20 protein-coding genes are annotated in these 19,719 nt (G+C 62.2%); 4 read left to right on the forward strand and 16 right to left on the reverse strand.

The features are described from left to right. Nucleotides 1-46: 46 nt before the first annotated feature. Complete coding sequence (ald, locus tag O3306_RS15575) at nucleotides 47-1,165, reverse strand: alanine dehydrogenase (protein ID WP_272008985.1); 1,119 nt, start codon at nucleotides 1,163-1,165, stop codon at nucleotides 47-49. 136 nt (nucleotides 1,166-1,301) lie between these two features. Here ald and O3306_RS15580 point away from each other — a divergent pair, with 136 nt between their 5' ends. After that, nucleotides 1,302-1,760, forward strand: coding sequence for an Lrp/AsnC family transcriptional regulator (locus O3306_RS15580; protein WP_272008987.1), 459 nt, complete (start codon nucleotides 1,302-1,304; stop codon nucleotides 1,758-1,760). Nucleotides 1,761-1,764: 4 nt separating this feature from the next. Here the strand turns inward: O3306_RS15580 and gdhA are convergent, their stop codons facing one another. Both gdhA and pnp read right to left on the reverse strand, forming a co-directional pair. Beyond that, on the reverse strand, nucleotides 1,765-3,114 hold the full coding sequence (gene gdhA, locus O3306_RS15585) for an NADP-specific glutamate dehydrogenase (RefSeq protein ID WP_272008989.1): 1,350 nt from the start codon (nucleotides 3,112-3,114) through the stop codon (nucleotides 1,765-1,767). 347 nt (nucleotides 3,115-3,461) lie between these two features. Continuing rightward, on the reverse strand, nucleotides 3,462-5,594 hold the full coding sequence (gene pnp, locus O3306_RS15590; RefSeq protein WP_272008991.1) for a polyribonucleotide nucleotidyltransferase: 2,133 nt from the start codon (nucleotides 5,592-5,594) through the stop codon (nucleotides 3,462-3,464). A 248-nt stretch (nucleotides 5,595-5,842) separates the two neighbouring features. Here pnp and O3306_RS15595 point away from each other — a divergent pair, with 248 nt between their 5' ends. Further along, complete coding sequence (locus tag O3306_RS15595) at nucleotides 5,843-6,814, forward strand: asparaginase (RefSeq protein ID WP_272008994.1); 972 nt, start codon at nucleotides 5,843-5,845, stop codon at nucleotides 6,812-6,814. Here the strand turns inward: O3306_RS15595 and O3306_RS15600 are convergent. The 7 genes from O3306_RS15600 to rbfA form a co-directional block, all read right to left on the reverse strand. Further along, the gene (locus tag O3306_RS15600) at nucleotides 6,792-7,655 is read right to left on the reverse strand and encodes a DMT family transporter (RefSeq protein WP_272008996.1); all 864 of its coding nucleotides are present in this window, start codon (nucleotides 7,653-7,655) and stop codon (nucleotides 6,792-6,794) included. The genes O3306_RS15595 and O3306_RS15600 overlap by 23 nt on opposite strands. Before the next feature lie 137 nt (nucleotides 7,656-7,792). Beyond that, on the reverse strand, nucleotides 7,793-8,062 hold the full coding sequence (gene rpsO, locus O3306_RS15605) for a 30S ribosomal protein S15 (RefSeq protein ID WP_272008998.1): 270 nt from the start codon (nucleotides 8,060-8,062) through the stop codon (nucleotides 7,793-7,795). Nucleotides 8,063-8,202: 140 nt separating this feature from the next. Then, nucleotides 8,203-9,261 (reverse strand): calcium-binding protein, encoded by a 1,059-nt coding sequence (locus O3306_RS15610; protein ID WP_272009087.1) that lies wholly within the window; start codon nucleotides 9,259-9,261, stop codon nucleotides 8,203-8,205. A gap of 104 nt (nucleotides 9,262-9,365) precedes the next feature. Further along, nucleotides 9,366-9,881 (reverse strand): DUF1643 domain-containing protein, encoded by a 516-nt coding sequence (locus O3306_RS15615; protein ID WP_272009000.1) that lies wholly within the window; start codon nucleotides 9,879-9,881, stop codon nucleotides 9,366-9,368. A gap of 53 nt (nucleotides 9,882-9,934) precedes the next feature. After that, a complete protein-coding gene (truB, locus tag O3306_RS15620; RefSeq protein WP_272009002.1) occupies nucleotides 9,935-10,861 on the reverse strand; it encodes a tRNA pseudouridine(55) synthase TruB in 927 nt (308 codons plus the stop codon). A 68-nt stretch (nucleotides 10,862-10,929) separates the two neighbouring features. Continuing rightward, nucleotides 10,930-11,667, reverse strand: a complete 738-nt coding sequence (locus O3306_RS15625; RefSeq protein ID WP_272009004.1) for a phosphodiester glycosidase family protein — start codon at nucleotides 11,665-11,667, stop codon at nucleotides 10,930-10,932. Continuing rightward, nucleotides 11,664-12,059, reverse strand: a complete 396-nt coding sequence (gene rbfA / locus O3306_RS15630; protein ID WP_272009006.1) for a 30S ribosome-binding factor RbfA — start codon at nucleotides 12,057-12,059, stop codon at nucleotides 11,664-11,666. Before rbfA ends, O3306_RS15625 begins: the two co-directional genes overlap by 4 nt. 260 nt (nucleotides 12,060-12,319) lie before the next feature. On the opposite strand from rbfA, the gene dapB reads away from it, so the two are divergent. Then, on the forward strand, nucleotides 12,320-13,138 hold the full coding sequence (gene dapB / locus O3306_RS15635; RefSeq protein ID WP_272009007.1) for a 4-hydroxy-tetrahydrodipicolinate reductase: 819 nt from the start codon (nucleotides 12,320-12,322) through the stop codon (nucleotides 13,136-13,138). A gap of 35 nt (nucleotides 13,139-13,173) precedes the next feature. After that, complete coding sequence (locus O3306_RS15640) at nucleotides 13,174-14,151, forward strand: Lnb N-terminal periplasmic domain-containing protein (protein ID WP_272009009.1); 978 nt, start codon at nucleotides 13,174-13,176, stop codon at nucleotides 14,149-14,151. Between the two features lie 26 nt (nucleotides 14,152-14,177). Here O3306_RS15640 and O3306_RS15645 read toward each other — a convergent pair whose 3' ends face one another. The 6 genes from O3306_RS15645 to O3306_RS15670 form a co-directional block, all read right to left on the reverse strand. After that, complete coding sequence (locus tag O3306_RS15645; RefSeq protein WP_272009011.1) at nucleotides 14,178-14,576, reverse strand: hypothetical protein; 399 nt, start codon at nucleotides 14,574-14,576, stop codon at nucleotides 14,178-14,180. A gap of 433 nt (nucleotides 14,577-15,009) precedes the next feature. Then, entirely contained in the window at nucleotides 15,010-15,903 is an 894-nt protein-coding gene (locus O3306_RS15650) for a serine hydrolase (protein WP_272009013.1), read from the reverse strand. Nucleotides 15,904-15,956: 53 nt separating this feature from the next. Continuing rightward, on the reverse strand, nucleotides 15,957-16,913 hold the full coding sequence (locus O3306_RS15655) for an oligopeptide/dipeptide ABC transporter ATP-binding protein (RefSeq protein WP_272009015.1): 957 nt from the start codon (nucleotides 16,911-16,913) through the stop codon (nucleotides 15,957-15,959). Beyond that, nucleotides 16,910-17,890, reverse strand: coding sequence for an ABC transporter ATP-binding protein (locus O3306_RS15660; protein ID WP_272009017.1), 981 nt, complete (start codon nucleotides 17,888-17,890; stop codon nucleotides 16,910-16,912). Before O3306_RS15660 ends, O3306_RS15655 begins: the two co-directional genes overlap by 4 nt. Before the next feature lie 3 nt (nucleotides 17,891-17,893). Beyond that, nucleotides 17,894-18,715, reverse strand: a complete 822-nt coding sequence (locus tag O3306_RS15665) for an ABC transporter permease (protein WP_272009019.1) — start codon at nucleotides 18,713-18,715, stop codon at nucleotides 17,894-17,896. A gap of 10 nt (nucleotides 18,716-18,725) precedes the next feature. Then, nucleotides 18,726-19,661 carry an ABC transporter permease gene (locus O3306_RS15670; protein WP_272009021.1) on the reverse strand — a complete coding sequence of 312 codons (936 nt, stop codon included), beginning with the start codon at nucleotides 19,659-19,661 and terminating at the stop codon, nucleotides 18,726-18,728. Nucleotides 19,662-19,719: the final 58 nt, after the last annotated feature.

Raw genomic sequence — 19,719 nt, forward strand, 5'->3', positions numbered from 1 at the left:
GGTTACCCGAAGTAGCGGGCCGGTGGTCCGGCCCGCCAGTTCCGGTTCAGCCGCCCAAAAGGCTCTGTGGTGCGACCGTGTCGATCCCCAACGCCTCGCCGACCGCCGCGTAGGTCAGTTGCCCGGCGTGTACGTTCAGCCCGTTCAGCAAGTTGGGGTCATCCGCACAGGCCTTTTTCCAGCCCTTGTCCGCCAGCGCCAGCATGAACGGCATCGTCGCATTGCCCAGCGCGATGGTCGAAGTGCGCGCAACAGCTCCCGGCATGTTGGCCACGCAATAGTGGATGATCCCGCCGACCTCGTAGATCGGGTCCTGGTGGGTCGTCGCCTTGGACGTCTCGAAACAGCCGCCCTGGTCAATCGCCACATCCACCAGCACGGAGCCGGGCCGCATCTGGCCCAGTTGCGCGCGGCTGATCAGCCTTGGCGCTGCCGCCCCGGGGACCAGAACGGCCCCGATCACCATGTCCATACGGCCCAGCAGTTCCTCGATGGCGCCCTTGTCGGAATATTGCGTCGTCAGGCGGCCCATGAACACGTCGTCAAGATATGACAGGCGCGGCACCGACCGGTCCAGCACGGTGACATTCGCCCCCATCCCCACGGCAACACGGGCCGCGGCGGTGCCGACAACCCCGCCACCGATGATCGCCACATTGGCCGGACGCACGCCCGGCACGCCGCCCATCAGGACGCCACTGCCGCCATTGGCCTTTTGCAGCGCCCACGCCCCGCTCTGGGGGGCCAGACGCCCGGCGACTTCGGACATCGGCGCCAGGAGCGGCAGACCGCCGCGATTGTCCGTGACCGTCTCGTAGGCGATGGCGGTACAGCCGCTGTCCAGCAGATCGCGGGTTTGGGCCGGGTCCGGCGCAAGATGCAGATAGGTAAAGAGCAACTGACCTTCGCGCAGCATCTTGCGTTCGCCCGGCTGCGGTTCCTTGACCTTCACGATCATGTCAGCACTGGCAAAGATCTCCTCTGCGCTGGTGCTGATCGTAGCCCCGGCGGCAGTGTAATCATCGTCGGTAAAGCCCGCACCATCCCCGGCCCCCGCCTGGATGATTACGTCATGGCCACGACTGACCGCCTCGCGCGCCGCGTTCGGTGTCATGCCGACGCGGTATTCCTGCGGCTTGACCTCGGTTGGGCATCCGATCTTCATATGTATTCCTCCTCCTGATTATAAACAGAATGCCGCAGGCGGCGCGCAAAGGGATGCGAAAAACCTCTCGCCTTTCGGGGGGTTCTTCGAATATTCTTCGCAGATCAGCCAGTATTGCAGCAAAGGCTTGCACACCATGTCCATAGACTCGACCGATCGCCGCATTCTGACAGTCCTGCAGCGACAGGGCCGCATTTCGAATGCCGATCTGGCGGAAAAGGTGAACCTTTCGGCCAGCGCCTGCCACCGCCGCGTGCACCGGCTTGAGGCCGAAGGCTACATCGCCGGATATGTGGCGCTGCTGGATGCCCGCAAGATGAACGTGCCCGCGACCGTGTTCGTCGAAATCACGCTGTCCACGCAGGCCGAAGACGTGCTGGAGGCGTTCGAAAAGGCCGTAGCCCGCATCCCCGACGTGCTGGAATGCCATCTGACCGCAGGCACCGCCGACTACATCATCAAGGTCGTCGCCGAAGACACCGAAGATTTCGCCCGCATCCACCGTCAGCATCTGGCGCGCCTGCCAGGCGTCGCCAAGATGCAGTCAAGCTTTGCCTTGCGCACCGTGTGCAAGACTACGGCATTGCCGGTCTGATGCGTCAAATCACCCCCATTGCCCGCATCGCTTCCGCGACACGCACGAAGCCTGCGATATTCGCGCCAAGAACGTAATCCCCCGGCGCGCCATACTCCTCGGCCGTCTCGTTGCAGGCGTCGTGGATGTTGATCATGATTTCTTCCAACCGGCTTTCGGTCTTGGCAAAGCTCCAGCTGTCACGGCTGGCATTCTGCTGCATTTCCAGCGCCGATGTCGCGACACCGCCAGCATTGGCTGCCTTGCCCGGCGCAAACAGGGTTCCCGCCTGTTTGAACATCTGTACCGCTTCAGGCGTGCAGGGCATGTTTGCCCCCTCGGCCACGGCGATCACGCCGTTCTCGATCAAGGTCTTGGCATCGCCACCGTGCAATTCGTTCTGGGTTGCGCAGGGCAAGGCAATGTCACAGGGGACGTCCCAGATCGACCCAGCTTTGACATAGCTGCACCCATCCCCTTTCAGGGCGACATATTCAGAGATGCGGCCACGCTTGACCTCTTTGATCTGCTTGATCAGATCCAGATCAATGCCGTTCTCGTCGACGACATATCCACCTGAATCCGAACAGGCGATCACTTTGCCACCAAGCGACAACACCTTTTCCATCGCGTAGATCGCCACGTTCCCCGACCCCGACACCACGCAACGCTTGCCATCGAAATCGGTGCCTTTCAGCGCCAGCATCGAGCGCACGAAAAACACGGTGCCAAAGCCCGTCGCCTCTTTGCGCGCCCGAGAGCCGCCATAGACCAAGCCCTTGCCGGTCAACACGCCCGCCTCGAAACGATTGTTGAGGCGTTTGTACATCCCGAACATATAGCCGATCTCGCGCGCGCCGACGCCGATATCACCGGCGGGAACGTCGACATATTCCCCAATATGGCGATGCAGCTCGATCATGAAGGACTGGCAGAAGCGCATGATTTCGCGATCAGAACGCCCCTTGGGATCGAAATCCGACCCACCTTTGCCGCCGCCGATGGGCATGCCCGTCAGCGCGTTCTTGAACGTCTGCTCAAACCCCAGGAACTTGATAATCCCGACATTCACCGAGGGGTGAAACCGGATACCCCCCTTGTAGGGGCCAAGCGCCGAGTTGAACTGCACCCGGAAGCCACGGTTGATTTGCACCTCGTTGTTGTCATCAATCCACGGGACGCGAAAAATGATCTGCCGCTCGGGCTCGCAGATCCGCTCGATCAGCGCATCTGCCGAGTATTCCGGGTTTCTGGCAATGACACGCCCCAGGCTCTCAAGCACTTCGCGCGCAGCCTGATGGAATTCAGGCTCACCCGCATTGCGGTGCACAACGGTCGCAAGGATGGATTGGAGTTTTTCATCTACAGTGTTCAAAATCGACTCTTTCGCTAGAGCGTTTCGCGAGCAGGTCGGGCCACGGATCAAGCGCGAAACACCTGGAATAGTCTTAGGCTTTGCCACTTTTTACCGCGTGGTCCGACTCAGTTTCGGAACGAAACGCGTTCTTTACCTGTGCGAAAAATACCTGGGAACAGTCGGAATACAATGGAAAGCAGTGCGACTTGTGCGCGCAGGGGTAAAAAACCATTCCTGCCATGAAAAAATCAAGAGCTGCCAGCACCCCGTTGGGCCAAATCACAACGCCCTCATCCACCCCCGGAAAAGCAAAAAGGCCCCGGCGTTTCCACCGGGGCCCCTGATCACTTGGCGAAAAGTTTCGCTCAGTCGTCGGATTTCTCCGCCGAGATTTCTTCGCCAGTTTCCTGATCGACCACTTTCATCGACAGACGGACCTTGCCGCGATCATCGAAGCCCAGCAGTTTGACCTTCACTTCCTGGCCTTCCTTCAGAACGTCTGAAGGATGGTTCAGGCGACGGTTTTCGATCTGGGACACGTGCACCAGGCCGTCGCGCTTGCCAAAGAAGTTCACGAAAGCGCCGAAATCGACGATCTTCACCACGGTCCCCGTATAGACCTTGCCTTCTTCCGGCTCGGCCACGATCGAGTGGATCATGTCATAGGCTTTCTTGATCGAATCGCCATTGGGCGACGCGATCTTGATGATGCCTTCGTCGTTGATATCGACCTTGGCGCCCGACACTTCGACGATCTCGCGGATGACCTTGCCACCCGATCCGATGACCTCACGGATTTTGTCCGTGGGGATCTGCATCGTCTCGATACGGGGTGCGTGGATCGAGAAGTCTTGCGCGCCGGTCAGCGCCTTGTTCATCTCGCCCAGGATGTGCATCCGGCCAGCCTTGGCCTGTTCCAGTGCCTGTTTCATGATCTCGGGCGTGATACCCGCGACCTTGATATCCATCTGCAGCGAAGTGATGCCGTTCTCGGTGCCCGCAACCTTGAAATCCATGTCGCCGAGGTGATCCTCGTCGCCCAGAATGTCGGTCAGGATCGCGAATTCGCCATCATCTTCCAGGATCAGACCCATTGCCACACCGGCAACAGCCGTTTTCAGCGGCACGCCCGCATCCATCATCGACAGAGATGCACCGCAGACCGACGCCATCGAAGACGAGCCGTTGGATTCGGTGATCTCACTGACCAGACGGATGGTGTACGGGAAATCTGTCGCAGCCGGCAGAACCGCCTGCAATGCCCGCCAAGCCAGCTTGCCGTGACCGATTTCGCGGCGACCCGGAGGGCCCACGCGACCCGCTTCACCAACCGAATAGGGAGGGAAGTTGTAGTGCAACAGGAAGTTGGATTTGAAGTTGCCATGCAGCGCGTCGATGAATTGCTCATCATCACCGGTGCCCAGCGTGGTCACGACCAGACCCTGCGTTTCACCGCGTGTGAACAGCGCCGAACCGTGGGTCCGGGGCAGCAGGCCGGTTTCGCAAACGATATCGCGCACCTTGTCCAATGGACGGCCATCAATCCGCTTGCCCGTTTTCACCACGTCGCCACGCAGAACGGTCGCTTCGAGCTTCTTCAGAGCCGCGCCGAGGTTCGGATCTTCAAGCTGCTCTTCGGTCAACGCTTCCTTGATCGCCGTCTTGGCGTCAGCAACGGCTGTCGTGCGTTCCTGCTTGTCGGTGATTGCGTAGGCCGCGCGCACCTTCTCTTCGCCAACCGCTTTCACGGCTTCGTACAGCTCAGAGTAATCCGGCGGCGTGAAGTCGAACGGCTCTTTCGCCGCCGATTCGGCCAGATCGATGATCAGGTCGATCACCGGCTGGATCTGCTCGTGCGCGAATGTGACCGCGCCCAGCATTTCGTCCTCGTTCAGCTCGTAAGCTTCGGATTCCACCATCATCACGGCGTCTTTGGTGCCTGCAACAACCAGGTCAAGCCGCTGCTCGGGGTTGTTCTTCAGCTCGTGCATGTCGTCGACGGTCGGGTTCAGGATGTACTCGCCACCCTCGTAACCGACGCGGCACGCCGCGATCGGGCCGCGGAACGGTGCGCCCGAGATTGTCAGCGCGGCAGATGCCGCGATCATCGCAACCATGTCGGGATCGTTGACCAGATCGTGGCTGAGCACGGTGCACATCACCAGTGTCTCGTGCTTGAACCCGGGTACGAACAGCGGGCGGATCGGACGGTCGATCAGACGCGCGGTCAGCGTCTCTTTTTCCGTCGGGCGCGCCTCGCGCTTGAAGAAGCCACCAGGCACCTTGCCCGCAGCATAGTATTTCTCTTGGTAGTGAACCGTCAGCGGGAAGAAATCCAGGCCCGGCTTTGGTTGTTTGGCAAAGGTCACGTTGGCCATGACGCTGGTTTCGCCCAGCGTGGCAATAACGGAACCGTCTGCCTGACGGGCAACCTTCCCCGTTTCGAGTGTCAGCGTTTCTTCGCCCCACTCGATTGATTTTTTAACTTCGTTGAACATCTATCGTTTCCTGTCTGGAGGCACTCCGGGCCCCTGCCCGGTCCTCCGTTTCAATGGCGGCCCCATTGCCGCCGACCCCAATCAATGTCTCATGCGCCCGGGATCAAAGGCATCACGTCTCAGATGCGGGGGCAATACAGGAGTTTTGAGCCTTTGGAAAGCGGCGATGCTGTTAGCAAGACCAACCGGCCTGTCAGTGTTGCCGTACCGTACTGGCCAACGCCGCAGGATCCGGCGTATGAAAAACCATGAGCAGCAAACGCATCCTGTTGATCCACACCGGCGGCACCATCGGAATGACTCGCACCGATCACGGTTTTGCCCCCCGCGATGGCGTGGTCGAGGACGAAATGGCCCGCCTGCTGGCCAGCGCGCATGCCGGGCTCAGCCTCAAGCTGCTGCGCCTTGATCCGCTGATCGACAGCGCCAATGCCACGCCGCGCGACTGGAACCGGATCACCGCCGCCATTGCCGAGCAGCACGAGAAATACGACGGATTCCTGATCACCCACGGCACCGATACGCTGGCCTATTGCGCCGCCGCCCTCACCTTTGCGTTGGAGGGGCTGAACAAGCCGGTGATCCTGACCGGCTCCATGCTGCCACTGACCGAGCCGGGCAGCGACGGGCACCGCAATCTTGACGACGCGCTGACAGCCCTCGGCACGGCGGCTCCCGGCGTTCAAGTCCAGTTTGCCGGGCGGCTGATGCACGGCGCGCGCCTGCGGAAGACGCATTCGCATTCCTTCGACGCTTTTGCTGCCGAGCCAACCAATGCACCACCCCTGCGCCCCGGTGCGGCGCTGATCCGCCATGAATACCCATGCCGCGATTGTGCCGTGCTGCCCGTCGCACCCGGCGGGTCGGGCACCGTGCTGTCGCACGCGGCCGCCCAATGTGACGGGATCGTGCTGCGCTGCTTCGGATCAGGCACCGTGCCGAACACGCCAGCAATGGAACAGGCGCTGCGCACCGCAATGGATCGCGCCATCCCGATCATCGCCGTCAGTCAATGCCCCGAAGGCGGCATTGCGCTTGGGATCTATGCGGCGGGCGCGATCCTCTCGCGCCACGGCGTCGTGGACGGGCATGACATGACGGTGGAAGCGGCCTATGCGAAACTGCTTCTGGCGCTCGGTCAGGGCGGGGACATAACCGCGCAGCGAGCTTTCCTCGCCACACCGCTCTGCGGTGAAGTCAGCGCCGCACCGCCTGCCTGACTGCCAGCAGCGTGCCGAAACCGGACGCGGCAATCACGCACAACCCGGTCAGCGCCACCGCATCGGGCCAGTCACCAAAGACCAGCACCCCCACGGCTGTCGCTGCGATCAACTGCGAATAGATCAGCGGCGCAATCACCGTCGCACTGGCAATGCGGTTCGCAAACACCAGGATGTAGTTGCCCGCGGCCGACCCCAAGGCGCTCAACAGCACCAGCCCCGCGGCGGGCCACCCGGCCTCGGACCAGGTCGCCGTCGCACCAAGGGGCGTCAACACCGCCGCGCCGATGATCAGTTGCGAAACCAGCAGAAACCGGGGCCGGTAATGCCCGGCCACGGCCCGCGTCATCGTCAGGTAAGCCCCGTAAAAACACCCCGCCAACAGCGCCAGCGCGATCCCCGGCGTCGCGCCAAAGCCCGGCTTGACCACCAGCATGACGCCCGCAAACCCCAACAGCAGCAGCACCGTGCGCAGCGGCGATATCCGCTCGCCCAAAAACACCACCGCCAGCAGATAAGACACCACCGGCCCGATGAAAAACGCACCGAACACATCCGCGATCGGTTCAGTCCGCAGGGCGGTGAGGATGCAGCAGATCCCGCCAACGATGAAAAGCGCCCGCAGTACCACCTTCCAGTCCAGAAAATGCACCAGCTCCGCCCGTTTCAGCCCGCTGAACGGTAACAACAGCACCGCCCCCAGCGCAAAGCGCGACCACGCAACAAAGACCGGGCTGGCCCCGCCCCCGGTCAGCAGCTTGCCCGCCGTATCGCCGAACACCACAAGGCTGGTGGCGACAAAGACCATGGCGGCCACCTGTAGGAGCGATGCAAGTGGCATGGAACGAACCCCTGGCGGTACTGACGCAGCGCACGAGCAGTGAAGGCAGGTTTGCCCCCGTTACATCGCTTGGTCAGATACGAAAACGCCCGCTCTGTTCAGAACGGGCGTTTGAAAATTCAGTGATATCCCGCAGCTTAGCGGCGGATACCCAGACGCTTGATCAGGTCCTGATAACGCGCTTCATCCTTGGATTTGGTGTAATCCAGCAGTTTCCGGCGCAGGGCGACCATCTTCAGAAGTCCACGACGACCGTGGTTGTCCTTCTTGTGGGTCTTGAAATGCTCTGTCAGCGTGGTGATTCGCGAGGTCAGAATGGCAACCTGAACTTCGGGCGAACCGGTGTCGCCTTCCTTGGTTGCGAATTCTTTCATGATCCGTGCTTTTTCTTCGGCAGTGATCGACATCGGGGTCTCCTTCATGTCAAGGGTTCTGGGCACAAGCCGGGATGTCGTCCAGCAGGGTCCTTGGAGTATACGCCGCGCAAAAGGCCCGACGATCTGGCGCGTATAGGCCAGTTACCCCTCGAAGAAAAGCGGAAATCAGATCAGGCCGCAGCACCTGGCCAGTCCAGCACGCTCTGCCCCATCAGGGTCACATGCGCCAGTGTCAGACCGGGCGCATTATGCACCGCCGCGACGGGCGTACCATTCAGCAGGACATGCTTCAGGCCGGGCGTATCAGCGTCCGATTCGATTCCCACTTCCGGTTCGAAATCCTCCAGATCGTCAAAGATGATCATCAGCGTATCCTCGGCCAGCGAGAAATCCAGAACCTCGGGCTGATGCTCCGCCGTGGCCCAGGCGCCGATGGCGACCGTATCGGCACCTTCGCCAGTCGTCACGATATCGTCTGCGCCCGCGACGATCATGTCGGCGCCGCCACCACCGTTCAGGTAATCCGCCCCGCTGGCATCCTCCCATTCGTCGGTGTCGGGATCATCTGCCAGCCCGATGATCGTATCATCACCCCATCCACCAAACAGCGTATCCTGCCCCGCGCCACCGGTCAGCACATCATCGCCCAGCCCGCCATGCAGCGCATCCGCACCGGCGCCGCCGAACAGCGTATCGTCACCGTCTTGGCCCACCAGCAGATCACCGTTGCCATGCAGCGTATCATCACCTGCACCGCCCAGAAGCTGATCCTGCCCGTCGCCCCCATGCAGGCTGTCATCGCCCGCGTCACCAGCCAGACTGTCCTGACCCGACCCGCCATAAAGCGCATCGTTGCCGTCGCCGCCGCTGATCAGATCATCACCGCCATACCCGTTCTGCCAATCGGCGGCATCGGTCCCCGGCATGACATCATCACCGGCACCGCCCATCGTGATCCTCTGACCGGATGGCACGTCCTGCCCCGAGGCATCCTCCGGATCGGCAGGGTCAGGATCATCGACCTCGGCGCCTTCACCCGATTCCAACGCCGTATCCGGCACGTTTTCGCCATCAACCGCAGTGGCAATGTCGAGGATACTCTGCCCGCTTGCAGCGGCCATATCCTCCGCCTCTGATGGTACACCGTCTTCGGCGGTTTCCACCTCTTCCGTGTCGGCGTCTTCTTCCTCGGACATGCCGAGAAAGGCCATCGACCCGACTGCCATCATATCCAAAAGACCCGCCAATAGCAGCATAGCACCTACTCACACTTACCCGAGCCAAGTGTGCCGCCAGCCCCCCCGCGCCGGTCAAACGAGTCGTGATCTATTGGTTAATCGCCCGGCATCCAGAGCTGCGGCTGCTGGCTATAGCTGATGTAAAGCGGATGCCGCGGGTGGCCCGCCTTGGTCAGGCCCAGATGATACACCGCGCGCCCGGTGCCCTGCAGCAATGCCGCCACCTGCGGGCCGCGCTCCAGATGTGCGCCATGAGTGCCCCATCCGGCGATGATCTGATCGGCCCAGATACAGCCCTCGGCGATGGCCGCGTCATTGTCCGGCCCGACCGGATCGGTGGCAGCGCGCATCAGGCGCGGGTCAGTGTCGCGCCAGGCAAAGATATTGGTCACACGGAACCCGCCAAGCCCCAACGCCCGCGCGCGCCGTTCGCAGCGCTCCACGGTGGGATCATTCTGTAGCTCGGTCGCGGTTGACGGGTTCAGCATGATGAAAAGCGCGCGCCGCCCATCCTCTTGCCAGATACGGGTCAACTGGTAGCGATACCGCTCGCAGGGCGAATATGTCGCCGTCGACTGGGCGTCGCCCTTGAGATGTGTGCGCTCGATCATGGCTTGCTTTTGCCGCCCCTTACCCCGCGATGCAAGCGGGCCGGACCCGGCGCTCAGGCCTGGGAGTCATCCCGTGGTGCCGCAAAGACCCGGCTGGGATGCAGCGAACCGGCCTTGTAGATCCCCACGGCCACGGCCTGCCCGTCCAGCGATGCCCAGCATTCGTCGCCATATTCGGCGTCGCCCGGATGCACCATGCCGGGATTGCCGTTGCGCAGCTTCGCGGCCCCCTCGGGCGTGCAGCGCAGCTCGGGCAACTCGCTCAGCCCGATTTCCAGTGGCATCAGATGCGCGTCCAGCGCCGGATCCTGCGCCAGCGCCTCTATTTCTGCCAGCGTGATGCCATCCTCGACGTCGAAAGGCCCGGACCACAGACGCCGCAGCCACGTCACATGCCCGTAACAGCCCAGCGCAGCACCCAGATCGCGCGCAATGGCGCGCACATAGCCACCCTTGCCACAGGTCATCTCCAGCACGGCGGTATCGGCATCGGGGCGGTCTATCAGCAACAGTTCCTCGACCCAGAGCGGCCGGGCGGCAATCTCGACCTCCTCGCCGTCACGGGCCAGCTTGTAGGCGCGTTGACCGTCGATCTTGACCGCCGAGAACTTGGGCGGCACCTGCATGATATCGCCGACAAAGGGGCTCAGCGCCTCCTTGATCTCGTCATCCGTCGGCCGCGCGTCGCTCTTCGCGATCACCTCACCCTCGGCATCGTCGGTATTGGTGGCCTGTCCGAACCGCACGGCAAAGCGGTAGGCTTTCAGCGCATCGGTGACGAATGGCACGGTCTTGGTCGCCTCGCCCAGCGCCACGGCCAACACGCCGGTTGCATCGGGATCAAGCGTGCCCGCATGGCCCGCCTTTTTCGCCTGCAACGCCCAGCGCACCTTGTTCACCACAGCGGTCGATGTCGGGCCGGCGGGCTTGTCCACCAACAACCAGCCGGAAATGTCGCGACCTTTGCGTTTGCGTGCCATCATGCCGCCCTTTCGCCCTGTGACAGAGGGTGGCGAGCTATCTTACGCAGGCAATCCTGTCAATCGCGCTAGCGCGGTACGACCGTGCCGACAATCGGACCCATCGGGAAACCCGCATCTATACGCCCCAGGTCAGGGGCATGGAGCCGCGAGATATTGCCATCGAAATAAAGCGCCTGGGGCAGCCCCAGATGATCGCGAAACAGCCGCGCGAACGCATGAAAATTCACCGGGCTCTGCGAAATCGCGAAAACCGCGCGCTTGCCATCCGCCGAAGTGCCGACACCATTGCGAATATACAGGCTGTCACTCTTTGCCAGGAAACGCGGGTGCAGCTCACCGTCGATCACCAGCATCGGCCCCGATTGACTGGCATAGTTGCAATCCGGCGCGTCACGCGTGAAACGCAGCGTCTCGATCACCTCGGCCCGCCCATCACCAATGCAGAACACCCCGTTGGGCAACAGGCCGAAATTCCCCGGCCCGGCGCTGGTGATCACTTTCGAGCGCGCCTCGCCGCCTTCCGCATAATACCCCACCGGGCTACGGTCCGGGTGGTACATGCCGGCATTCATCGCGAACCCCAGCCGCAGGCCCTCGGATTCCAGCTGCGCGTCGACATTACCAAAACTGCCCAGCGGCACGCCCGCGCCGTCATTCAGAAACAGCCGCAGATCCTCGGTGGTCATATCCACCTCGCAGATCGCGTAACCCGCTCCATCGAAAATCAAATCTCGGCAATCCGCCGCCGCCAGCGGGCCCGCGGCCAGCACCAAGGCCAGCCAGATCCCGCGCAGCGCGCTCATTCGTCCAGGTCGCGCCGCACAGTCTCCTGCGCAAACAAACGGCGCGTCTCATCCATCTGGTCAAACGTGGTATCCAGCCGGAACCGAAGGTCAGGCGCATATTTCAGCGCCAGCTTCTTGCCGATGACATGGCGCAGCTCGCCCTTGTTGCGCGCCAGCAGCTCGACGATCTCGTCCTGCCCCTTGCCGCCCAGCGGCAGCACATAGGCGGTCGCGATCTTCAGATCGGCCGACATGCGAACCTCCCCCACCGTCACCGACAGGCGGTTGAGATCGGGGTCGTGGACATCGCCGCGCGCCAGCACATCCGACAGCGCGCGTCGAATCAGCTCGCCCACCCGCAATTGCCGCTGCGACGGACCGGGCCCATCATGAAACTTGTTCTTTGCCATATTCTGCATTTAAGCGGTCCGACAGGTTTTGCCAAGCGACCATCACCACACCTTCAACCAGCCTTGCGCGCCATGACGCATCTTCTGGCCGAAAATATCCCCGGGAGTTTGAGCGGCAGCACCCCACATCGCAAAAAACCAGCCAGCACGGCGCAGCCGCTCGATCAGCGAAACCCGCACCAAAGCACTGCGAAGTCGGTGATTGTCTGTCGGCCACGTCACACGCTAAGTAGGGCGGACCAACACAAGGAGAGCGCATCATGTCCCAGGGACCAGGCATTGTCGTGACCGGCGCATCGGGCCGCATGGGTCAGATGCTGATCCGCACCATTCAGGACAGCCCGCGCGCGCATCTCATTGCCGCGCTGGAACGCCCCGGCCATGACTGGATCGGGCAGGATCTGGGCCGCGCCATGGGTGGCGGCGAAAATGGCATCACCGTCACCGATGACCCGCTGGAGGCGTTCGCGCGTGCGCAGGCCATCGTGGATTTCACCACCCCCTCCGCCACGGTCGCCTTTGCCGACCTCGCCGCACAGGCGCGCGCCGTGCATGTGATCGGCACCACCGGGCTCGACACGTCCGATCTGACCCGCCTCAAGGCCGCCGCGCGCCATGCGGTGATCGTGCGGGCCGGCAACATGAGCCTCGGGGTGAACCTGCTGACGCAACTCACCCGTCAGGTCGCCGCCGCGCTCGACGAAGACTACGACATCGAAATCATCGAGGCGCACCACAACCAGAAAGTCGACGCACCTTCCGGCACCGCCCTGATGCTGGGCGAAGCCGCCGCCGAGGGGCGCGGCGTATCACTCGACGCCACGTCGGACCGTGGCCGCGACGGGATCACCGGCAAACGCCGCCGCGGTGATATCGGGTTTTCCGCCATTCGCGGCGGCGATATCGTGGGCGAACATGACGTGATGTTTGCCGCCGCCGGGGAACGGATCATCCTGCGCCATGTGGCCTCTGACCGCGCCGTCTTCGCGCGCGGCGCGCTCAAGGCGGCTCTCTGGGGTCAGGGACGGGAGCCGGGCGAATATGATATGCTCGACGTGCTCGGCATGAAACAGAGCTGAGCCGCGGCCCCCATTCCTCATTCAGGACAGCTGACATGCCCCGGAAACGCCGCATCGCCGGATCCATCCTGTTCTGGCTGCTGCTGTGTTCCGGCGCGGCATGGGCCGCAACCGCCCTTTGGATTCACCTGGAGGGCACGGCCCGCGTGGTCGTCCTGCTGACGCTGGCTGTCGCACTGATCGCGGCGATTTTCGCGCGATGGCGCGCGCGGCCACTGGGATGGGTGGTGCTGGCGATCACGGCACTGGCGGTGGCGGGCTGGTACCAGACGATCGTGCCGCGCGCCGACCGGGACTGGGCCATCGACGTGCAGCGCGGCGTCAAGGCAGAGGTGTCCGGCGATACCGTCACCCTCAGCGACATCCGCGATTTCGAATGGATCACCAAGGACAGCGCCCAGGAACGCTGGACCAGCGGCACCTACGATTTGCAGACGCTACAGAGCGTCGACATGCTGACATCCGTCTGGGACAACCCCGATATCGCACATGTGCTGGTCAGCTTCGGCTTTGAGGATGCCGAACATGTCGTCTTCTCGGTCGAGATCCGGCGCGAGGCGGGCGAAGTCTTCAACGAGATCGGTGGATTCTTTCACCAGTTCGAACTGGTGCTGATTGCCGCCACCGAACGCGACATCGTCAAACTGCGCACCAATCACCGCGGCGAACAGGTCAGCCTCTATGCCATCGATCTGACGCCCGAACAGCGGCGCAAATTCTTCATGGCCTATGTGGCGCTGGCCCAGCGGCTGGAAGAACGCCCAGAATTCTACAACACGCTGACGGCAAACTGCACGACGGTGGTTTACCAGCTCGCCACAGCCGTCAACCCGGACCTGCCGCTTGACTGGCGGCTCGTCATGTCCGGCCGTCTGCCCGAGTTTATCGAAGAGCTTGGTCTTCTGGCCGGCAACGGTTCGCTGGCGGATCGCCGCACCGCCGCCCTGATCACGCCGCGCGCGCAGGCAGCCGCAAAAGGGGCCAATTTTTCCGAAGTGATCCGGGGTAAATAGCGCTCAGATTGCGCTACAATACGGCCTTAGTTACCGACGCAATAACGCGCGCCGCCGTAAAGAACCGGCGCGTGTTTCGGGCACCTTCCGCGCGCCTCTTGCTGTGGCGTCGCAGCCGCCGGGCGGCTTTCGCGGCCCAGCTTCTTGTCGGCACATTCATTGATCCATGCGGCATCCGCGGCACTTACGTTCCGGTCGGGAAGGATCCGAAAGACGCTGTCGCCCCCCCACGGGTAGGCGACATAGACCACTTCCATCTTTGCCCAGCCCGGCGAGCCAAGCTCATATTTGCAATCAACGATGGCGCGATGCTGGTCGGTCGCCGACAAATAGCGGTTCGCCTTGGGCAAGTCCCCGGCGTGAGCCATCTGCAGTGAAAGGAAAACCGCGCAACCCGCAATTGCGGCTTTGGCCAATGAATACATGAAGCTTTCCTCTACTGGTTCCGTACTGACATACCGACCCGACCTTCGTTTCCAAAGCAACCGGCACTCATAAGTTGCACCCTAGGCTGATTCTCGCAGCCTCATGAAGACCATACATTCAAAAAACATGGCATACCATGTCACTGCCAGGTTATCTGACGTGGATTGCGATATGGTTGAAACCGGACACTCTCGCTGCCAGCGAAATCTTTCCATTCGACTGAAAGTGCAATCGCGCAAAGCTGACCACAAGAACATCGGATAGCCCACCTGCGCCAGAGGCAATCGTTCCGATCGACCAGCGGCCAATCATGCACCAACTTTCAAATTGGCCCGCTCAGAGGGGGCTGCTCACTGACATTGCCATCTCTGCGGCAACCGGTCGCAAAAACCTAAAACCACCCCCCCCGCTGCGACCGATTTCATCCACGTTTCAGCCTTGCTGCACCTGTGCGAGGACCGTATCGAATATCAACTTACCAAGCTCGGGGAAAACATCCGGCTTATCCTCGCATACAGTCTTCCCTTGCGTCATCAAGGCCGCGATCAGCGGGTTTCCCTCTGGCATGGCAATACGGATGAGGTCGTGCTTGAAGTAGGAGGCACGCGGATCCCCGGTCCAGGAATTTTTGCCGGCCTTGCTCCAGATTGCCACATCCTTGGGAGTGCCGCCACCAAGGAAGTCGTCAACCTGATAGTGCAGGCTTTCGGACTTGGCCCCTACGCGCTCGCGACTGAGGGTGTTTTGAGCACGCTCGCGCGCGGCAGGTCCAAGGGGGATGTCGCCCGCAAAAATCTCGTAAAAGAGCCGCGCCGAAGCGAGGGGGGTGAGGGCGTTCAGATTCTCGCCCTCAGCGCCCGCATATTGCGCCTCGCGTCCGTATCGCGTGTCGTCCATCAACTTTTGCGTGATGTTGCACGCTTGGAATTCCGACCATTCAAGACCGCTGAAAAATCGGTTCAGCGCCTCGCGTCGGTCGATCCACGCAGCCAGATCCGCATCATCCAGTAGCGTGTTGCCCGTTGTTCCGGTCACAAGGTCGATGACGTAATTGGTCGCAGTATTGGAAGACCATGCGATCATGTCATGCAGCGCGCGGTCCAGTTCGGCATGTGGTTGGAGCTGGCCTTTCTCCAAAGCGTGCAGCGTGTGGACGAGGTGAAACGCCTTGACCAAGCTGCACGGGTAGCAGCGCCAATCGCCGCGATGGGCAAATCCGCGTGCTCCCCCCGGCGCCTCCTCGACCAAGACCAAGCCGAACCTGTCTCGCGTCAGGCCGTCCTCACCATAGCGGCTCTCGAACTCATCCACGAGCCGTGTTCCCACGTGTTGCCAAATCTCTGTCTGCTCAAAAAACATCGGGTTTCCACTTCTCCTGGTCATTCTATTGGTGCCTTCCAGCATCGCACCATGCCACCTCTCACAGCGCGCAACACTTGCGGCTGGTTGCACTTCTCTTCTGCCAAAGGGCAACGCCCGGCAAAGCGGCATCCGTCGGGCAAGTTGAAAGGGTCGGGCATCTCGCCATCCATCGGCATGCGCTCGCGTTGCGTTCGGTCAATACGCGGTACGGCGGCGATGAGGCCCTTGGTGTAGGGGTGCAGGGGCGCTTCAAAGAGCGACGCGGTCTCCTGCAATTCCACAACCTCGCCCAGATACATCACCGCCACCCGGTCGCACAGATGCGCGATCACCTGCATGTCATGCGAGATGAAGACGATGGTGATGCCGTCGTTCTTTTTCAATTGTTCGAAGAGGTTGATGATATTCGCCTGAACTGACGCATCCAGCGCCGAGACGGGCTCGTCTGCAACGAGTATCTCGGGCCTTGGGCAAAGGGCGCGCGCGATGGAGGCGCGCTGGCGCTGGCCGCCCGAGAGCGCGTAGGGATACTTCTCGGCCACATCTGCGGGAAGACCAACCTTTTGCAGGCCCGCGGCCACCTCGCGCGCGCAGTCGGCACGGGTCGTTTTCGGGCGGTACCGAGTGATTGCCTCAGACAGAAGTGCGCCGATCGTCATGCGCGGATTCAGCGACGAGTAGGGATCCTGAAAAACCATCTGAATCCGCCCTTCGGGGTCAGGGCCCTGCATGGACGCGCCTTTCAGAGCGACATCGCCCTCGGTGCAGGGATACAGGCCGACCATAAGGCGTGCGAGCGTACTCTTGCCGCAGCCGCTTTCGCCCACGATCCCGAGGGTCTCGCCGCGTTGCACCGAGAGGTCGACGCCGCGCACCGCCTTCAGCGCCAGTGGCGGGCGACGCATGACAAGATCGAGCAACCCGCGGCGGGAGACGAAACTGCGCGAAACAGACCTGGCTTCCAGAATGCTCATGTTCCTCGCTCCAATATGCAGGCATCGAGATGACCAGGCGTGCTGCCCTCGCGCGGCGCAAGCGCCGGGCGGGCGGCCCGGCACGCGTCATGCGCATGGGCACAGCGAGGGGCAAAGCGGCATCCCGGCGGTGGCGCAATCAGGCTGGGCGGGATCCCTTCGATAGGCGTCAGGCTCCGCCCCCGCATTGCCGCTGAGGGAAGTGCCGCCAAGAGCGCGCGGGTGTAGGGATGGGCCGCACCCTGCAGCACTTGGTCGGTAGAGCCAGTTTCGACGATCTGGCCGCCGTACATCACCGCCACGCGGTCGCAGACCTCGGCGACCACCCCAAGATCATGGGTCACGAGAATGATCGCCGTGCCGGTACGGTCGCGGCGCTCAAGAAGCAGGCGCAGAATCTGATCTTGCACGGTCACGTCCAGCGCGGTCGTGGGCTCGTCGGCGATGATGAGCGGCGGCTGCAGCGCCAGCGCCATGGCGATGACGACGCGCTGGCGCAATCCACCCGACAGTTCGTGTGGATAGGCCATAAGGCGTCGCTCGGGCGAGGTCACCTTGACGTCCCGCAAGAGCTCCAGGGCGCGCTGCCCGGCCTCCTTCCGGCTGGCCTTGGAGTGGCGCATCACGATTTCCGCGATCTGCCGCCCGACACGCATAGTCGGGTTCAGCGCGGTCAGCGGATCCTGAAAGATGAACGAGACCTTGCTGCCGCGGACATCCCCCATCCGCTTCTCGGGTAGCGCGACCAGATCACCGACGCCATCCAGCGTGATGCTGCCCCCGGCGATGCGCGCATCGGCACCGCCGAAGAGCTTGAGGATCGACCGGCAGGTAGCCGATTTTCCGCAGCCGCTCTCTCCGACAATTCCGAAAATCTCGCCAGGTTCGATGTCGAAGCTGACGTCATCCACAGCGCGGGCGATACCGCGGCGGCCGTGAAACTCGGTCTTGAGGCTCTGCACGGACAAAAGAGGCATGGCTTATCCTTCCGGCTTGAGGGCGGTCGACAAGCCCTCACCCACGAGCGAGAAGCCGATGCCGACCCAGGCCAGGGCGAGTCCGGGAAACAGCGTCATCCAAGGCGCTTCCCGCATGTAGTCGATGCTCTCGACGATCAGCAGGCCCCATTCCGGCGCGGGCGGCTGCACCCCGAGACCGAAGAACGACAGCGCCGCGATGGCCTGCACGGTCAGCACCACGTCTGACATGGAATAGACCAGCGCCGGGGTGATCGTGTTGGGCATTATGTGCCGAAAGAGGATGCGTGGGCGACTGTAGCGCAGTACGCGTGCCGCCTCGACATATTCCAGCCTCGCCGTCACCAAGGTCTCGCCGCGCACGATACGGGCATAACCGATCCAGTTGACGAGGAAAAAAGCGATGTAGAGGTTCGTTTCGCTTGGCCCGAGGACGCCCACGATGGCCAAGACCAACACGTAGAAGGGGAATGCCCAAGCAATATCGGTTAGCCGCATGAGAGCCGAGTCGACCGCGCCGCCGAAATACCCGGCAACAAGTCCGATAACCACACCGATGGCCGCTGGGCCGAAGACGCAGATCAGGGCCAACCGCAGATCGTAGACGGCGCCCGCAATCACCCGGGTAAAGACATCGCGCCCGAAATTGTCGGTACCGAACCAATGTTCGGCAGAGGGCGGACGCAGGGCTGCGCCGAAGTTCAACTGGAAGGGATTGTGCGGCGACAGGATCGGCGTAAGCAGCACTGCGATCGAAAGGACCAGCAGCATCGCCAGCCCGACGAGACCCGATCTGTTGCGACAGAACTTGTAGAGGAATGTCATCCGCGCCCCCTCAGTCCAGCGACACGCGGGGATCCGCGATGGAATAGGCGATGTCGGTCAGAAGGTTCACCAGAACCACGAGCATCGCGAAGATGACGGTCAGACCCCGGATTACCGGGAAATCCCGCGAAACAATGGCGTCGATCAAAAGGCTGCCGAGGCCGGGAACCGAGAAGATCTTCTCGACAACCACCGTGCTGCCAATGATCCAACCGATCCGTACACCGACGATCGAGATGGTCGAGATCAGGCTGTTACGAAGGATATGCCTCGTGAACACCTGAACGCGGGACAGCCCCTTGGCGCGGGCCGTGTCCACGTAATCTGCTGACATGGTTTCGATCAGCGTCGCCCGGAGGCTTTGCTGGATCAGCGCGGCGGTCGACAATCCTACCACCAGCGACGGTAGGAACAGGCGATGCAAATTCTGCACCAGCCCGTCGCCTATGCCCCCCGTGGGGAAGAGGCCAAGGCCCAGCGACAGCCATAGGATGAAGAGAAAACAGAGCCAGAATGGAGGGAGCGCGATCACGAAGACGAAAAGCTGCCGGATGGCGAGATCGACCATGCCACCGCGTCTGAGCGCCGCGAGAATGGCGAAGGGCATGGCGATCAACAGGGCCAGTACCGTGGAATAGGCAACGATGGCGAGCGTGAAGGGAAGCCGCTCAAGCACCAGCGTCGAAACCGGCAGCTTGTGAAACAGCGACGTGCCGAACGAGCCGGTGATGCAGTCGCGCAGGAACAGCAGGTATTGCCGCCACATCGGCTGATCGAGGCCCCATTGGCGGCGCATCGCATCCATTTCCTCGGCGCTGGCGCGGGTGCCCATCGCGCGCTCGACCGGATCGCCGGGCACGACCTGCAAAAGCAAAAAGCCCAGCAGTGTGATCCCGATCAGCACTGGGATCAGCATGAGGAGGCGTTGAAGGATGGATCGCAGCATCGGGCGGGCCTGCTCGGAATCTAAAGGTCAATGAATGGTAGGGCCGGGCATAAGGAGC

It is taken from the genome of Roseovarius sp. ZX-A-9, from assembly GCF_028369135.1.
Lineage (GTDB): Bacteria > Pseudomonadota > Alphaproteobacteria > Rhodobacterales > Rhodobacteraceae > Roseovarius.

Coding starts and splice junctions, on each gene's coding strand:
- O3306_RS15645 (WP_272009011.1), bottom strand. CDS start 14,576: ATGTATTCATTGGCCAAAGCCGCAATTGCGGGTTGCGCGGTTTTCCTT.
- O3306_RS15640 (WP_272009009.1), top strand. CDS start 13,174: ATGCCCCGGAAACGCCGCATCGCCGGATCCATCCTGTTCTGGCTGCTG.
- rpsO (WP_272008998.1), bottom strand. CDS start 8,062: ATGTCGATCACTGCCGAAGAAAAAGCACGGATCATGAAAGAATTCGCA.
- truB (WP_272009002.1), bottom strand. CDS start 10,861: ATGGCACGCAAACGCAAAGGTCGCGACATTTCCGGCTGGTTGTTGGTG.
- O3306_RS15595 (WP_272008994.1), top strand. CDS start 5,843: ATGAGCAGCAAACGCATCCTGTTGATCCACACCGGCGGCACCATCGGA.
- O3306_RS15660 (WP_272009017.1), bottom strand. CDS start 17,890: ATGCCTCTTTTGTCCGTGCAGAGCCTCAAGACCGAGTTTCACGGCCGC.
- O3306_RS15615 (WP_272009000.1), bottom strand. CDS start 9,881: ATGATCGAGCGCACACATCTCAAGGGCGACGCCCAGTCGACGGCGACA.
- dapB (WP_272009007.1), top strand. CDS start 12,320: ATGTCCCAGGGACCAGGCATTGTCGTGACCGGCGCATCGGGCCGCATG.
- rbfA (WP_272009006.1), bottom strand. CDS start 12,059: ATGGCAAAGAACAAGTTTCATGATGGGCCCGGTCCGTCGCAGCGGCAA.
- O3306_RS15655 (WP_272009015.1), bottom strand. CDS start 16,913: ATGAGCATTCTGGAAGCCAGGTCTGTTTCGCGCAGTTTCGTCTCCCGC.
- O3306_RS15580 (WP_272008987.1), top strand. CDS start 1,302: ATGTCCATAGACTCGACCGATCGCCGCATTCTGACAGTCCTGCAGCGA.
- O3306_RS15610 (WP_272009087.1), bottom strand. CDS start 9,261: ATGATGGCAGTCGGGTCGATGGCCTTTCTCGGCATGTCCGAGGAAGAA.
- ald (WP_272008985.1), bottom strand. CDS start 1,165: ATGAAGATCGGATGCCCAACCGAGGTCAAGCCGCAGGAATACCGCGTC.
- pnp (WP_272008991.1), bottom strand. CDS start 5,594: ATGTTCAACGAAGTTAAAAAATCAATCGAGTGGGGCGAAGAAACGCTG.
- O3306_RS15625 (WP_272009004.1), bottom strand. CDS start 11,667: ATGAGCGCGCTGCGCGGGATCTGGCTGGCCTTGGTGCTGGCCGCGGGC.
- O3306_RS15665 (WP_272009019.1), bottom strand. CDS start 18,715: ATGACATTCCTCTACAAGTTCTGTCGCAACAGATCGGGTCTCGTCGGG.
- O3306_RS15670 (WP_272009021.1), bottom strand. CDS start 19,661: ATGCTGCGATCCATCCTTCAACGCCTCCTCATGCTGATCCCAGTGCTG.
- O3306_RS15600 (WP_272008996.1), bottom strand. CDS start 7,655: ATGCCACTTGCATCGCTCCTACAGGTGGCCGCCATGGTCTTTGTCGCC.